We start from the raw sequence: 16,856 nt of genomic DNA, 5'->3' as shown, positions 1-16,856 counted from the left end.
TCGGTCGGCAGGGTGAGCAAGGCTGGTGCACCGGCCAGGGCCTTTTGCCAGTACTGACGCTGTTGCTGCAGCACGTCGCCACTTAGCCAGTCACGTTGCCACAGTGCGTAGTCGACGTATTGCACCGGCAAGGCCGGCAGCGGATCCTCCGCCCCCTGACTGAAGGCTTCATAGAGGGCGCCCAGCTCGCGGTTCAACACCCCGGTTGACCAGCCATCGGAGACGATGTGGTGCATGGTCACCAGCAACACGTGGTCATCATCGGCCATGCGCACCAGACGCCCGCGCACCAGTGGTCCATTGACGAGGTCGAAGTGCTCGCTGGCCTCTTGTGCAGCGATGGCAAGCAGCTTTTCTTCGGCTTCGGTCTGCCCGGCCAGTACCTGAAGTTGCAGTTCGAAACCTGTATCAGCGGCAGAGATGCGCTGTTCCGCAGGCTGTCCCTGCTCTTGGACAAAGGTCGTGCGCAGCGCCTCATGGCGGGCCACGATACGATCCAGCGCGCGTTGCAGCGACGCTTGATCAAGTTTGCCACGCAGACGCAGTCCCGCCGGAATATGGTAAGCGGCGCTGCCACCTTCCAATTGCGCGAGGAACCATAGGCGCTGTTGGGCAAACGACAGCGGTAGCGCTCCCGAACGTTGCACAGGCTTGATCGCCAGGGGAGCGTTGTCCTGCGTGTTGCCCAGCCGCTCGGCGAACTGCCGCAGCACCGGTGCCGCGAAAAACACTGACGGTGAAACCTCCAGATTCAATTGCTGACGAACCTGAGCCAGTACGCGCATGACCAGCAATGAATGACCGCCGAGCGCGAAAAAGTCATCATGACGGCCGACTTGCGCGACGCCCAGCACATCGGCCCAGATTGCGGCGATTGCCGTCTCGAGCGGACCTTCGGCTGCCTCGAAATCATGCAGATCGAAGGCTTCGGCATTCGGCTCGGGCAACGCTTTGCGATCCAGCTTGCCATTGGCGCTCAGCGGCAATGCGGCCATGCGCACGAACGCTGCCGGGATCATGTATTCCGGCAGGTTGAGTTGCAGTTGCTGGCGCAGCGCGCGTGGCGTGAGGGCAGGGGCGGCAGGTTCGCGGGTGGCATATTCCACAAAATATGCGATCAGTTTCGGCGTGCCGCTGCTGTCCTCGCGAATCACGACCAGGCTTTCGCGCACGCCCGCGACCTCGGCCAGACGTGCTTCGATTTCGCCCAGCTCCAGACGCAGCCCGCGCAGTTTGGCCTGTGAGTCGTTGCGGCCGAGGAATTCGATATTGCCATCAGCCCGGTAGCGCGCCATATCGCCGCTGCGGTACAGCCGTTCGCCCTTGACAAAGGGACTGTCCATGAAGCGTTCGGCGGTGAGTTGCGGCAAATTCAGATAGCCGCGAGCAATACCTGCGCCACCGATATACAGCTCGCCCGCAACACCCGGTGGAACCGGTTGGCCCAGCTCATCGAGCAGATAAATCCGCGTGTTGGCCAGTGACCGGCCAATCGGTAAGACCCCGTCGACCTGGCTGTTTGCCCCGAACTCGAAACAGGTGCTGTCGATGCTGGCTTCAGTGACACCGTAGGCCTGGACGATCTGCACGTGATTGCCACAGAGTTTGCGCAGTTGCCGGGCGCTGTGCGCAGTCCAGATATCCGAACCACAGACCACAGTGCGCATGAACGACAGGTCGTGCCCCGTCTCTTCCACCCAGCCCAGCAACGAGTTGAGCACGGCAGGCACAAAATCCCCAAAACCTATCGACGCCTCACGCAGCAGACGGTAAAGCGCAGGCGGGTCCATCAGGGTCTCACGTGGGCACAGCACCAGTGTGCCGCCGAAACCCAGTGAGCGAATCAGGTCGGCGCTGAACACATCGAAGGAAAACCCGGCCATCTGCAAGTGATTGAGTGGTGCGTGTAACGGATACAATTGCTTCCACGCCGCGCTGACGGCGACCAATCCGCGATGCTCGACCATTACGCCTTTCGGCACGCCGGTGGAGCCAGAGGTGTAGATCACATACGCCAGATTGTGTGCGCCGAGAGTTGCCACAAGCGGGTTGTCGTCACGCGCGGTGAAAGTGTCGCGTTGATCGTCATCGAGTAGCACCAGCGGCAAGGCCAGCGTTGGCAGACGCTCCTGCACATCACGCTGGGTCAGCAGTGCCGACGGCGTACTGTCTTCGATCATGTAGGCCAGACGCTCGGCCGGGTAAGCCGGGTCCAGTGGCACATAGGCAGCACCCGCCTTGAGTACACCGAGCACGCCGATCAGCATTTCCACGCCGCGTTCGACGCAGATCGCCACTCGATCATCCGGGCTGATCCCCAGGCCGATGAGATGATGAGCCAGACGGTTGGCCTGACGGTTCAATTCGGCATAGCTCAAGCGCTGCGCCTCAAAGGCCACGGCGGTGGCGTCGGGCTGCGCCTGAACCCTTTCTTCGAACAGCTGATGAATCGTGCAGTCCTGCGGGTAGGGCGCCTCGGTTGCGTTGAGGCCCGCCAGCAGATGTTCACGTTCGTCGACACCCAGCAAGGTTATGTGCTCCAGCACCTGTTGGTCGTCGGCGACCATGGCCTCCAGCACACGCTGGAAGTAGCCCAGATACCGCCGCATGGTGCTCTCGTGGAACAACGCTGTGGCGTACTCCAGTGTGCCGACCAGTTGCTCATCCACCTCGGCCATGTCCAGCGTCAGGTCGAATTGAGCGGTATCAGCAGCCAATTCAATGCTTTTCAGGGTCATGTCGCCGAGCGTCAGATCAGACGCCTCGTTGTGCTCCCACGACAACATGGCCTGGAAAATCGGGCTGTGGGACAGGCTGCGTAGCGGATTGATGACTTCCACGACCTGTTCGAACGGCAAGTCCTGATGCGCCTGTGCATCGAGCGTCTGCCGCTTGACCCGCGCCAGCAGAGTCTCTGCCGTGGGCTTGTCACTGAGGTCAACGCGGATCGCCAGGGTGTTGACGAACAGGCCCACCAGCCCTTCGACTTCACTGCGTGTACGGTTGGCCACTGGTGTACCAATGACCACATCGTCCTGACCCGCCAAGCGTCCCAGCAGCCCGGCCCACGCGGCCATGACCGTCATGAACAGGGTGCTGCCGTGACGTTGGCTCAATGCCTTGAGGCGATGGGTAAGGTCTTTGTCGAAAACGATGGGCAGTGCTGCGCCGGCATAGTCCTGCAGCGCCGCACGCGCACGATCGGTGGGCAACATCAACAGCGCCGGAGCGTCTGCAAGGGCTTTCTGCCAGAAGCTGCTTTGCTGTTGTAGCAGATCGCCACTCAGCAAGCGACGTTGCCACACGGCGTAGTCCAGGTATTGCAGTTCCAGTGGTGCCAACGGGTCGTTCTGGCCCTGGCTGAATGCTGCATAGAGAGCAGACAATTCGCGGGTCAGCACATCAACCGACCAGCCATCGGAAACGATATGGTGCATGGTCAGCAACAGGACGTGATGGTCCTCGGCCATGCGAATCAGGCGGCCACGAATCAGCGGGCCCTGTTGCAAGTCGAAGCTTTGCAGCGACTCTTCGCTGGCCAGCGCCTGAAGTTGTTCCTCGGCATCTTCCAGCCCTTGCAGGTCGTGCAGTTGCAGGTTGAAAGCGGCATCCGCCGGGCTGATGCGTTGTACCGGCTGTCCGTCATCACCCTGAATGAATGTGGTGCGTAAGCCTTCGTGGCGTGCAACCAGGCGCTCCAGCGCCCTTTGCATTGCCTTGAGGTCCAGTTTGCCATGCAGGCTCAGACCGGCAGGTATGTGGTAGGCGGCACTGGCACCTTCCATCTGAGCGAGGAACCACAGACGTTGCTGGCCGAATGACAATGGCCACGCCTGATCGCGTGCCACCGGCACGATGTCCGGCAAGTTGCTGCGCCCGGCCTGAGAAATGGCTACGGCCAGGGTACTCAGTTCGGGATGGGCGAACAGCGCGGCCAGACCCAGTTCGACGCCCAATTGATGGCGCACCTGGGAAATCAGACGCATCGCCAGCAAGGAGTGGCCACCCAGTTCAAAGAACTGATCATGACGGCCTACCTGTTCCAGACCGAGCAGGTTTTGCCAGATCTGCGCCAGCGCAATCTCGGTTTCACCTTGCGGCTCCACGTGTTCGCGGTTGGCAAAGGCATTGGCTTCCGGAGCCGGCAAGGCGTTGCGATTCAGCTTGCGGTTCGGCGTCAACGGCAAGGCATCGAGGATCACGAATGCGCTCGGCAGCATGTACTCGGCCAGTTGTGGTGCCAGTTCGGCACGCAGTTCAGCGGTTGTAAGCTGGCTTTGCGGCTGGGCAACCACATAGGCCACCAGGCGTTTGTCTCCCGGGTTATCTTCCCGAGCGACCACCACCGCCTCCTTGACTCCTTTGCAATTACCGAGACGGGCTTCGATTTCGCCCAGTTCGATACGGAAACCGCGAACCTTGACCTGGAAGTCGTTACGCCCCAGGTATTCAATACGTCCGTCAGCCATGTAGCGCGCCAAGTCACCGGTTTTGTACATCCTGGCATCAGGGCTGTTGCTGAACGGATCCGCCAGGAAACGCTCGGCGTTGAGCTCTTCAAGGTTCAGGTAACCGCGTGCCACGCCGTCGCCACCGATGAAAATCTCACCGGCCACGCCGTACGGCACTGGCTGCTGATGAGCATCGAGCAGGTAAATGCGGGTGTTGGCCATCGGTTTGCCGATGGTCGCGTTGCCACTGCCTTCGCTGCCGGCCACGACGTCATGGCTGACGTAGGCCGCAGTGCAGGACACTGTCGCTTCGGTCGGCCCGTAAGTGTTGATCAGGCGGGTATGCGCCGGGCGCACTTCGTCCCAGAGCTTGAGTTTCTGCGCCGACAATGCGTCACCCGTGACGTTGATCAAGCGCACATGCTGCAGACGTTGCTCAGCGACCTGCGGCTGGTTGTGCCATTCGGCCACCAGCGTATGCCAGTGCGCGGCGGTCAGGTGCAGGACGGTGAGTTGAATGCCGTGAGTTTCAGTGCCTTCGCTGCCGAAGATATCGCTGCTTGGCGCCAGAGTGGCACCAGCCAGCAAGGCCGGGAAGATTTCCTCCACCGACAGGTCGAAGTTCAGGGTGTTCTGTTGCAGTACAGTGTCGGTTGGGGACAGATCAAACAGGCGTGCAGCATCGACGCTGTAGTTGACCAGGCCACGGTGTTCAATCATCACGCCCTTCGGATTGCCAGTGGAACCCGAGGTGTAGATCACATAGGCCAGGTTTCGCACGCCGAGGGCTTCCACCACCGGGTTGTCGTCACGCTCGGTAAAGGTGCTGCGCTGATCGTCGTCGAGCAACACCAGGGGCAAGGTCAGAGTCGGCAGATATTCCTGCAAGTGGCTCTGTGTCAGCAACGCCGATGGCGTACTGTCTTCGATCATGTAGGCCAGGCGCTCGGCCGGGTAGGCGGGGTCCAGTGGCACGTAAGCTGCTCCGGCCTTGAGCACACCGAGCAGGCCGACCATCATTTCCACCCCGCGCTCGACGCAGATCGCCACCCGATCATCTGGTCCGATGCCCAGGCCAATCAGGTGATGAGCCAGACGGTTGGCATGACGGTTCAACTCGGCATAGCTCAAGCGCTGCGCCTGGAAAGCTACGGCGATGGCGTCAGGTTGCGCCTGTACCTGTGCTTCAAACAGGTGCTGAATGCACAGGTCCGTCGGGTAGTCCTGGCGGGTCTGGTTGAAGGTCTCCAGCAGTAGATTGCGCTCTGTGGCAGGCAGCACATCGAGCTGCGTAATGGTCATCTGCGGCGTGTGCGCCAGCGCGTTGGTCAATTGCTCCAAGGCACACTGCATCATGGCGCACAGGCGTTGCGGGTCCGCGGGCTGTACGCCGTGTATCACCAGGCTGAGCTCACTACCGTAATCGTCCACCGACAAGCACAGCGGGTAGTTGGTGCGTTCGGCGCTGTCGAGCAAGCGCATGCCCGGCCATTGCAACTGGCTGTCCTTGCCCTGATGCCGGTAGTTGAGCAGGCTGGAGAACAACGGCACCGCCGTGGCCACGCTACTGCAACGCTGGGCCAGGGCCAATGATGCCTGCTCGTGGCTCAGTAACTCGCTGAGATCACGGTGGGTGGCCATGAGCAGTTCCTGGACACCCTGTGTGGCCAGTTGCACGCGAACCGGCAGGGTGTTCATGAACATGCCCATGGCCCGCTCGGCACCGACCGTACCTTGCAAACGACCGGTGACCACGGTGCCGAACACCACATCTTCGCGACCGGTACAACGCGCCAGCACCTGAGCCCAGGCGACATGGAACAGAACCGCTGGGGACATGCCGCGTTCCCGCGCCTGAGTGCGGATGCGTGCGCAAAGGTTACTGCTCAATGCCAGCTCGGCTTCTTCAACGTCATTGCCGTCGCCCTGAACTTCCAGCAGTTCGAACGGAGCGGTAGGTGAATCAACATCAGCCAGGCGGCGGGTGAAGTAGGCTTCGTGGGCACTTGAAGGGCTGGCGAGGGCCTGTGCGACAAACTCCCGATAAGGCTGCGGTGGCAGCAGGTCGGCGCTCTGGCCTTGCATCAGCAGACGAATTTCTTCGAGTATGAGCTCCAGGGTGACGTGGTCGCTGACCATGTGGTGATCAAGCAGCGCCAGTAGCCAACGATCCGAGTTGGGGTCGCCAGCAATGTAGGCCAGTAGCAGCGGGGCCTGTCGCAGGTCCAGGCTAAGACGATTGGGATCAGTGAGATGATCCACCTGGCTGAGTGCGTCTTCATCCGGCGTCAGGGTGAGGGTATGTACCGCGAATTGCGCCTGGCGGTGCACCACTTGCACCGCTTGTGGCAGGCCGCTCCAATGTACCGAACTGCGCAGGACATCATGGCGGTCGATAACCGTTTGCAGGCCCTCAAGAAAGGCGTCAAGACGCGCACGGCTGTCGAACTCGATCGTCGAGCGCATCAGGTAGGCGTCGCGTTCACGGTTCAGCAGGTAATGGAACAGGATGCCTTCCTGAAGCGGTGCCAGCGGATAGATGTCCTGGATATTGGCGGCTCCACCCGGAACGGCGGAGGTGATCAGTTCAATCTCATCAACGCTTAGTTCCACCAGCGGCAACATTTCTGGCGTTAATTGCGTGCAGTCGGTCGGGATGCGGTTAGCCGGTGCCTGGAACAGGGCTTGTTTATCCTGACTGATAGCCAGGGCCATTTCGCGCACGCTGGGCGCAGTGAATACAGTCTTTACGTTGAGATTCAGGCCGCGCTTGCGCAGACGCTCGATCAGAGAGACGGCCAACAGTGAGTGGCCACCCAGTTCGAAGAAATGGTCGTGACGGCTTACCTGCTCAATGCCCAACAGGTCTTGCCAGATAGCCGCGATCTGCGTTTCGGTTTCGCCTTGTGGGGCTTCATAGCCACGGCTGATCAGTGCATCGGCTTGCGGGGCTGGCAAGGCCTTGCGATCCAGCTTGCGGTTCGGCGTCAACGGCAAGGCATCGAGGATCACGAATGCGCTCGGCAGCATGTACTCGGCCAGTTGCGGTGCCAGTTCGGCACGCAGTTCAGCGGTTGTAAGCTGGCTTTGCGGCTGGGCAACCACATAGGCCACCAGGCGTTTGTCTCCCGGGTTATCTTCCCGAGCGACCACCACCGCTTCCTTGACCCCGGCGCAATTGCCCAGACGGGCTTCGATTTCCCCAAGCTCGATACGGAAACCGCGCACTTTGACCTGGAAGTCGTTACGACCCAGGTATTCAATACGTCCGTCAGCCATGTAGCGCGCCAGGTCACCGGTTTTGTACATCCTCGCGTCAGGGCTGTTGCTGAACGGATCCGCCAGGAAACGCTCGGCGTTGACCTCTTCAAGGTTCAGGTAACCCCGCGCAACGCCGTCGCCACCGATGAAAATCTCACCGGCCACGCCGTATGGCACTGGCTGCTGCTGAGCATCAAGCAGGTAGATACGGGTGTTGGCCATCGGTTTGCCGATGGTCGCGTTGCCACTGCCTTCGCTGCCGGCCACGACGTCATGGCTGACGTAGGCCGCAGTGCAGGAAACGGTGGCCTCGGTCGGACCATAGGTGTTGATCAGGCGAGTGTGCGCCGGGCGCATCTCGTCCCAGAGCTTGAGCTTCTGCGCCGACAGTGCGTCACCCGTGACGTTGATCAAGCGCACATGCTGCAGACGTTGCTCAGCGACCTGCGGCTGGTTGTGCCATTCGGCCACCAGCGTATGCCAGTGCGCAGCGGTCAGGTGCAGGACGGTGAGTTGAATGCCGTGACTTTCAGTCCCTTCGCTGCCGAAGATATCGCTGCTCGGCGCCAGAGTGGCACCAGCCAGCAAGGCCGGGAAGATTTCCTCCACCGAGAGGTCGAAGTTCAGGGTGTTCTGTTGCAGCACGGTGTCGGTTGGGGACAGAGCAAAAAGCCGCGCGGCATCGACGCTGTAGTTGACCAGGCCACGGTGTTCGATCATCACGCCCTTCGGATTGCCAGTGGAACCCGAGGTGTAGATCACATAGGCCAGGTTGCGCGCACCGAGGGCTTGCACCACAGGGTTGTCGTCACGCTCGGTAAAGGTGCTGCGCTGATCATCGTCGAGCAACACCAGTGGCAAGGTCAGAGTCGGCAGATATTCCTGCAAGTGACGCTGTGTCAGCAACGCCGACGGCTGGCTGTCTTCGATCATGTAGGCCAGGCGCTCGGCAGGGTAAGCCGGGTCCAGCGGCACATAAGCGGCACCGGCCTTGAGTACACCGAGCAGCCCGACCATCATTTCCACGCCGCGTTCGACGCAGATCGCCACCCGATCATCCGTGCCGATGCCCAGGCCGATCAGGTGATGAGCCAGACGGTTGGCCTGACGGTTCAATTCGGCATAGCTCAGGCGTTGCGCCTGGAAAGCCACGGCGATGGCATCCGGTTGCGTACGGACCTGTGCTTCGAACAGGTGCTGAATGCACAGGTCCGTCGGGTAGTCCTGGCGGGTCTGGTTAAAGGTCTCCAACAGCCGATTGCGCTCGGCGGCGGGCAGCACATCCAGCTGCGTAACGGCCATCTGCGGTGTATGCGCCAGCGCGTTAGTCAATTGCTCCAGCGCACACTGCATCATGGCGCACAGACGTTGCGGGTCCGCGGGCTGCACGCTGTGTATCAACAGGCCGAGGTCACTGCCGTAATCGTTAACCGACAAGCACAGCGGGTAGTTGGTGCGCTCAGAGCTGTCGAGCAAGCGCATGCCCGGCCATTGCAACTGGCTGTCCTTGCCCTGATGCCGGTAGTTGAGCAGGCTGGAGAACAACGGCACTGCCGTGGCCACGCTACTGCAACGCTGGGCGAGGGCCAATGATGCCTGCTCGTGGCTCAGTAATTCGCTGAGATCACGGTGGGTGGCCATGACCAGTTCCTGGGCGCCTTGCGTGGCCAGTTGCACGCGAACCGGAAGGGTGTTCATGAACATGCCCATGGCCCGCTCGGCGCCGAACGTACCTTGCAGGCGGCCGGTGACCACGGTGCCGAACACCACATCATCGCGACCGGTACAACGCGCCAGCACCTGAGCCCAGGCAACATGGAACAGAACCGCCGGGGACATGCCGCGCTCCCGGGCCTGAGTGCGGATGCGTGCGCAGAGGTCACTGCTCAATGCCAGTTCGGCCTCTTCAACGTCATTGCCGTCGCCCTGAACTTCCAGCAGTTCGAACGGAGCGGTGGGTGAATCAACATCAGCCAGACGGCGGGTGAAGTAGGCTTCGTGGGCACTTGAAGGGCTGGCGAGGGTCTGTGCAACAAACTCCCGATAAGGCTGCGGTGGCAGCAGGTCTGCGCTCTGACCTCGCATCAGTAGGCGAATTTCTTCGACTATGAGTTCCAGGGTGGTGTGGTCGCTGATCATGTGGTGATCAATCAGCGCCAGTAGCCAACGATCCGAGTGTGGGTCGCCAGCAATGTAGGCCAATAGCAGCGGTGCCTGTCTCAGGTCCAGGCGCAAACGACCTGGATCAGTGAGACGATCCACCTGACTGAGCGCATCTTCATCCGGCGTCAGCGTGAGGGTGTGTACTGGCAATTGCGCCTGGCGATGCACCACTTGCACCGCTTGCGGCAGGCCGGTCCAATGCACCGAACTGCGCAGGACATCATGGCGATCGATAACCGTTTGCAGCCCCTCAAGAAAGGCGTCAAGACGCGAACGGCTGTCGAACTCGATCGTCGAGCGCACCAGGTAGGCGTCGCGTTCATGATTCAGCAGGTAATGGAACAGGATGCCTTCTTGAAGCGGTACCAGCGGGTAAATGTCCTGGACATTGGCGGCTCCACCCGGAACGGCGGAGGTGATCAGTTCAATCTCATCAACGCTTAGTTCCACCAGCGGCAACATCTCTGGCGTTAATTGTGTGCAGTCGGCCGGGATGCGGTTAGCCGGTGCCTGGAACAAAGCTTGTTTGTCCTGGCTGATAGCCAAGGCCATTTCGCGCACGCTGGGCGCAGTGAATGCAGTGTTTACGCTGAGACTCAGGCCCTGCTTGCGCAGACGGTCGATCAGGCTCACCGCCAGCAGTGAGTGGCCGCCCAGTTCGAAGAAATGGTCGTGACGGCCTACCTGCTCAATGCCCAGCAGGTCTTGCCAGATAGTCGCGATCTGCTCTTCGGTTTCGCCTTGCGGCACTTCGTAGCCACGGCTGATCAGTGCGTCACCGTCTGGTGCTGGCAGCGCCTTGCGATCCAGCTTGCCGTTCGGCGTCAGTGGCATTGAGTCGAGCAGCACATAGGCCATCGGGATCATGTAGGCCGGCAGTTGTTCCTGCAGCGAATCGCGCAAGCTGTCGATGTCTACCGAAGCATGCTCTGCTATCAGGGTGTAATAAGCTACCAAGCGTTTATCGCCCGGCACATCTTCACGAGCAGTGACCACCGCTTCGTGGACCGCAGGGTGTTTGGCCAGAGCGGCTTCGATTTCGCCGATCTCGATACGCAAGCCGCGGATCTTCACCTGGAAGTCATTACGGCCCAGGTATTCCAGCGCGCCATTGGCCAGCCAGCGACCCACGTCGCCGGTTTTGTACAGGCGGGCCTGCGGATCGCTGGAAAACGGGTCAGCGATGAAACGCTCGGCACTCAGCTCCGGCTGGTTCAAATAACCTCTTGCCACGCCGATGCCGCCAATGTGCAGCTCACCGGCCACGCCCAACGGTTGCAACTGGCCCAGGGCATCCAGCACGTGCATCTGAATATTGGCAATCGGACGGCCGATAGGCACGCTTTCGCCCAGATCCGTCGGGCGGCATTCCCAGGCGGTAACGTCAATGGCCGCTTCGGTCGGGCCATACAGGTTGTGCAGTTCCACGCCCTTGAGTTGTTGCTCGAAGCGGCGCTGCAACGCACGAGGCAAGGCCTCGCCACTGCACAGCACGCGGCGCAGTTGCGGGAAGTCGCGGGTTGAGCGGTGTTCCAGAAACACATCGAGCATCGAGGGCACGAAGTGCAGCAGGGTAATGCCCGCGTCACTCATCACCTGCGCCAGATAGTCAGGGTCTTGATGGCCACCGGGACGGGCCATGACCAGTTCGGCACCGGTCAGCAGCGGCAGGAAAAACTCCCAGACCGACACGTCGAAGCCGAACGGGGTCTTTTGCAGCACCCGATCGTTGCTGTCCACTTGATAGGCGTCACGCGCCCAGAGCAGGCGGTTGACCACACCCAGGTGTTCGTTCATCACACCTTTGGGCGTGCCGGTGGAACCCGAGGTGTACAGCACATAGGCCAGATGATTGGGCTGCAGACCCAGGGCCTTGGCATCCGGGTTGCCGCTCGGCTGCCTGGCCAGTTGCGCGAGGTCATCGCGGCCATCGAGCACCAGCACCGGAACGCTAAGGGCTGGCAGATCTGCAAGCAGATCGCTGCTGGTCAGCACTGCCTGTGGCGAGCTGTCCTCAAGCATATAGGCCTGACGCGCGCTCGGCAGGTCAGGATCGATTGGCACATAGGCGCCACCGGCCTTGAGGATACCCAACAGCGCCACGACCATTTCCGCGCCGCGCCGCAGGCTTACCGCAACCCGCGAGTCGGGTTCCACGCCCAGTTCGATCAGGCGATGGGCGAGCTGGTTGGCCTGTTGGTTGAGTTCGGCGTAAGTGAGCAACGGCCCGCTATCGCCGCGCACGGCGCAGGCATCCGGACGCTGAGCAGCCTGTTGTTCGATCAGTTGGTGAATCAACACATCGCGAGGATAAGGATGGGCGGTGTCATTGAAGCCCGCCAGCAACAGCTCGCGCTCATCGCCCGGCAGTATCGACAGGCTGTTCAGTGCGGCATGCGGCGTGTGTTCCAGCGCTTCCACCAGGCTGCGCAATGCAACCTGCATGTACTCGCCGATGCGCTGGGCATTAATCTGCTGGACGGCCTGAATAGTGAGCGTGAAAGCATCGCCCAGGTCATCGACGTTCAGGGTCAACGGGTAGTTGGTATTGTCTTCAGTGCCGAAAGACTCGATCCCTTCCCAGGCGGCGGCAGCGTGTGCCGAAACATCGCCCACGACACTGTGCCGGTAGTTGAGCAATGCACTGAATAGCGGCGTCGGTGCGGCCACGCCACTGCAACGCTGGGCGAGCACCAGCGGAGCATGCTCATGCCCCAGCAAGGATGTCAGCCGCTCGTGGGTCGCCTTCAATCCCTCGGCTACTGTCGTCGCGCCGATGTCGACGCGTAGCGGCAAGGTATTGATAAACATGCCCAACGCACGGTCGGCACCGTCGCCGGCCTGCATACGGCCCAGCAGTACCGTGCCGAACACCACTTTTTCACAGGCCGAGACATTGCCCAGTACCCGCGCCCAAGCCAAATGCATCAGACTCGCGACGCTGACGCCTGCCTGCCGAGCCTGAGCCCGCAAACGCAGGTTCAGTTCGGCGGCCAGGGTCACGCTGGCCTCTTTGAGGTCGTGGCCGCCGTCCTGCACGTCCTGTACACCGAATGGCAGGGTCGGCTCGTCGATGTCGCCGAGCATCTCGCGGAAGAACGCTTCGTGCTGCGTATCACGGCCCCCCAGGCGAGCCTGGGCGACATAGTTGCGATACGGCACCGTCTCACCCAACGCATTGCCCTGACCGAGCAGGTGCGCCTGAATTTCATGCAGTACCACGGACAGGGAAGTGGCGTCGCTGACCAGGTGATGAGACAGCAGCATCGCCAGCCAGCAGTCGTTGACCGGGTCATGGCTAAAGACAATGCGCATCAATGGCGCGTTACGCACATCAAGGCGGTAATGCCGAGGGTCGAAGCGCTGGTGCAATTGCTCGTCAACAGGGCCGTCTGCAGGGTCGAGGAACAACTCGGTGACTTGCAGTTCAGCCTGGCGCAGCACCACTTGCACCGGTTCATGGAGATCTTCCCACAGCACCGCGGTGCGCAGGATATCGTGGCGGTTGATCACGCCTTGCAAAGCGCCGCTGAAAGCGTCCAGCCGCGCCCGGTCAGATAGGCCGAACAGTGCTTTCAGGGTATAAGGGTCGCCCTGTTCGGCACTGATATGGTGGTAAAGAATCCCCGCCTGCAACGGTGCCAGCGGGTAGATGTCCTGCACATTGGCAGCACCGCCGGGCACGTCCTTCACCACGCGGTCGATCTGCGCCTGAGTGAGGCTGATCAGCGGCAGCAAGTCAGGGGTGATGTGTTCGCAACGTTCGGGAATCAGGTTGGCCGGCACCACGACGTCCGTGCCGCCACCGACTGCTGCGGCGAGCGCCGCCACGGTCGGCTGGCCGAACAGCACATGCACATCGGCACTCAGACCGACATCGCGCATTTGCTGGATCAATTTCACCGCCAGCAGCGAGTGGCCGCCCAGTTCGAAGAAGTGATCATGACGACCCACCTGTTCAACCTTGAGCACGTCGGCCCAGATCGACGCCAGCAGCGTTTCCACTTCGCCTTGCGGCGCTTCGTAACCACGGCTGATCAGCGATTGCGCATCCGGAGCAGGCAGTGCCTTGCGATCCAGCTTGCCGTTGGGTGTCAAGGGCAGGCTGTCCAGCTGCACAAAAGCGCTGGGAACCATGTATTCAGGCAGGTGTTCAAGCAACTCTTTACGCAGGTCTTCGGCGCGGGCCGGTTCGCCACACAGGTAGGCCACCAGACGTTTGCTGTCAGGTTGTGTCGGGTCGTCTGCGCGGGCAACCACTACCACTTCACGCACACCGGCGCACAAGGCCAGAGCGGCCTCGATTTCGCCTATTTCGATACGCAAGCCGCGAATCTTCACCTGGAAGTCATTACGGCCCAGGTATTCCAGCGCGCCATTGGCCAGCCAGCGACCCACGTCGCCGGTTTTGTACAGGCGTGCCTGCGGGGCTTCGGAAAACGGGTCAGCGATGAAACGCTCGGCACTCAGCTCCGGCTGGTTCAGGTAACCCCTAGCCACGCCGATGCCGCCAATGTGCAGTTCACCGGCCACGCCCAACGGTTGCAACTGGCCCAGGGCATCCAGCACGTGCATCTGAATATTGGCAATCGGACGGCCGATAGGCACGCTTTCGCCCAGATCCGTCGGGCGGCATTCCCCGGCGGTAACGTCAATGGCCGCTTCGGTCGGGCCATAGAGGTTGTGCAGTTCAACGCCCTTGAGCTGTTGCTCGAAACGGCGCTGCAACGCACGAGGCAAGGCCTCGCCGCTGCACAGCACGCGGCGCAGTTGCGGGAAGTCGCGGGTTGAGCGGTGTCCAAGAAACACATCGAGCATCGAGGGCACGAAGTGCAGCAGGGTAATGCCCGCGTCACTCATCACCTGCGCCAGATAGTCAGGGTCTTGATGGCCACCGGGACGGGCCATGACCAGCTCGGCACCGGCCAGCAATGGCAGGAAAAACTCCCAGACCGACACGTCGAAGCCGAACGGGGTCTTTTGCAGCACGCGATCATTGCTGTCCACTTGATAGGCGTCACGCGCCCAGAGCAGGCGGTTGACCACACCCAGGTGTTCGTTCATCACACCTTTGGGCGTGCCGGTGGAACCCGAGGTGTACAGCACATAGGCCAGATGATTCGGCTGAAGACCCAGGGCTTCGGCATCCGGGTTGTTGATCGGCTTTGAGGCAAGCTGGGCGCTGTCCTGGTGTTCATCCAGAATCAATACAGGCTGCGTCATGGCCGGCAGGTTTTCGCTTAAGTCCAGAGTGGTCAGCACCGCCCTTGGCGAGCTGTCTTCGAGCATATAGGCCTGGCGAGCGCTCGGCAGGTCTGGGTCGACCGGTACATAGGCGCCACCGGCCTTGAGGATACCCAACAGCGCCACGACCATTTCCGGACCGCGACGCAGGCTCACTGCGACCCGCGTATCCGGTTCCACGCCCAGTTCAATCAGGTGATGGGCGAGCTGGTTGGCCTGTTGGTTGAGTTCGGCGTAAGTGAGCAACGGCCCGCTGTCGCTGCGCACGGCGCAGGCATCCGGACGCTGGGCGGCCTGTTGTTCGATCAGTTGGTGAATCAGGATGTCGCGAGGATAGGCGAGGGCGGTCTGGTTGAAAGTTGCCAGTTGCTGATGCTCGTTTTGGCTCATCAGCGGGAAGTGTGCCAAAGGGTTGTCGTGTTGATCCAGTACAGCTTCAAGCATGGCGAAAATGCGCTGCTGTATGCGCTGAACTTCCTCGAAGGTGAAGTAAGCCGTGTTGAAGTTGAAATCCAGGTGGATGTCTTCAGAGGGATGGTAATCGCGTACGAAGATCGCCATGGGCGTCTGTTCGTAGCCGTTGTCCAGCATCAGCAACCGCGCCGGGTCTTCACCGCCGAATGTGACGTCACCATCGAAGCTTTCAAATGACAGTGAAACATCGAACAGCTGGCGGCGTCCGGTTTGCGCCAGCCGCAGGCTACGGTTGAGCTCGGCAATCGGGAAACGCTGGTGACGGTAAGTGCGACGTAGTTGCGTACCGATGTTATTCATCAGGTCGACCAGCGTTGCATGCGGATCGAAGCCCACGCGAATCGGGCTGATCGAGGAAAACATCCCGATAGTGGCTTTCTGACGAGCATTGGTACGGTTATGCACCGGCATTCCGACAACGATCTCATCGACGCCTACGGTACGGCAGAAATAAGTGCTGATCACTCCGACCAGTACATGAGCCACAGACAGGTTGCATTCGCTGGCAAACTGCGTAAGCGCGTTGTAAAGCGCGCGGGGCAACATGGCTTGAACCTGGTCACTGGGGGCTGGACCGTTGGTTACGCCTGCCTTGAAATCTGCTCTGCGTTGCAGCAGAACCGGCGGCAGTTGGGCGTAGGTCTGCTCCCAGAACAGTCGATCACGCTCGTAGCGAGAAGACGTCATGTAGGCCTTGTCTTCTTCAAGGAACGAGAGGTAAGAAGGCCCCTCGGCAAGCGTTTCCTTGCCTTCCAGCAAGCCTGAGTAGGCATCGCCCACGGCATGCGTGATCAGCACTGCACCGATACCGTCGGCGACCAGGTGGTGCAAGCGATTGAACCAGTAATGCAATTGCGGCCCGCAACGAACCAGACGTGACTCCCAGAGTTGTCCGGTCATTGACTCAAAAGGTTGGCGGAAGGACTCGCGCAGATGCGCAATGGCATGCTCGGCGTCGCCGTCGACCTCAGGCAAGTCGGTCACTTCAAGCTTGAACGGCGCCTCGGACAGAATACGCTGGCCGCCCATACCACTCTCGTGGCTGAAACTCAGACGCAACGCGTCATGGCTGTCGATGACCATCTGGATGGCTTTCTCGAACAGCACAATATCGATCTCGCCCTTGATCTCCAGAGTCATGCCGATGTTGTAGTAAGGCAGGTGCGGGTGTGTGAGCTGATCGAGCCAGATACCTTGCTGAACCGAAGCCAGCGAAAGGGGTTCTTGTTCTTGCGTGCACAGATTGTCGATCAACGAATTCAT

Annotated in this window: 1 protein-coding gene (only partly in view); it reads right to left on the bottom strand. The window is 60.8% G+C overall.

What is annotated here, in order from left to right; translation table 11 throughout:
* Window positions 1-16,856, bottom strand: the 5' portion of a protein-coding gene (gene syrE, locus RGM3321_RS24260) for a syringomycin E biosynthesis non-ribosomal peptide synthetase SyrE (protein ID WP_244395146.1). 11,515 nt of this gene lie to the left of the window's left edge; only the first 16,856 of its 28,371 coding nucleotides appear in the window; the start codon lies at window positions 16,854-16,856; the stop codon falls past the left edge of the window.

The organism is Pseudomonas sp. RGM 3321, assembly GCF_022836805.1.
Taxonomy (GTDB): Bacteria; Pseudomonadota; Gammaproteobacteria; order Pseudomonadales; family Pseudomonadaceae; genus Aquipseudomonas.
The sequence above is the reverse complement of the archived record's forward strand: the minus strand, read 5'-3'. Positions and strand labels throughout refer to the sequence as shown.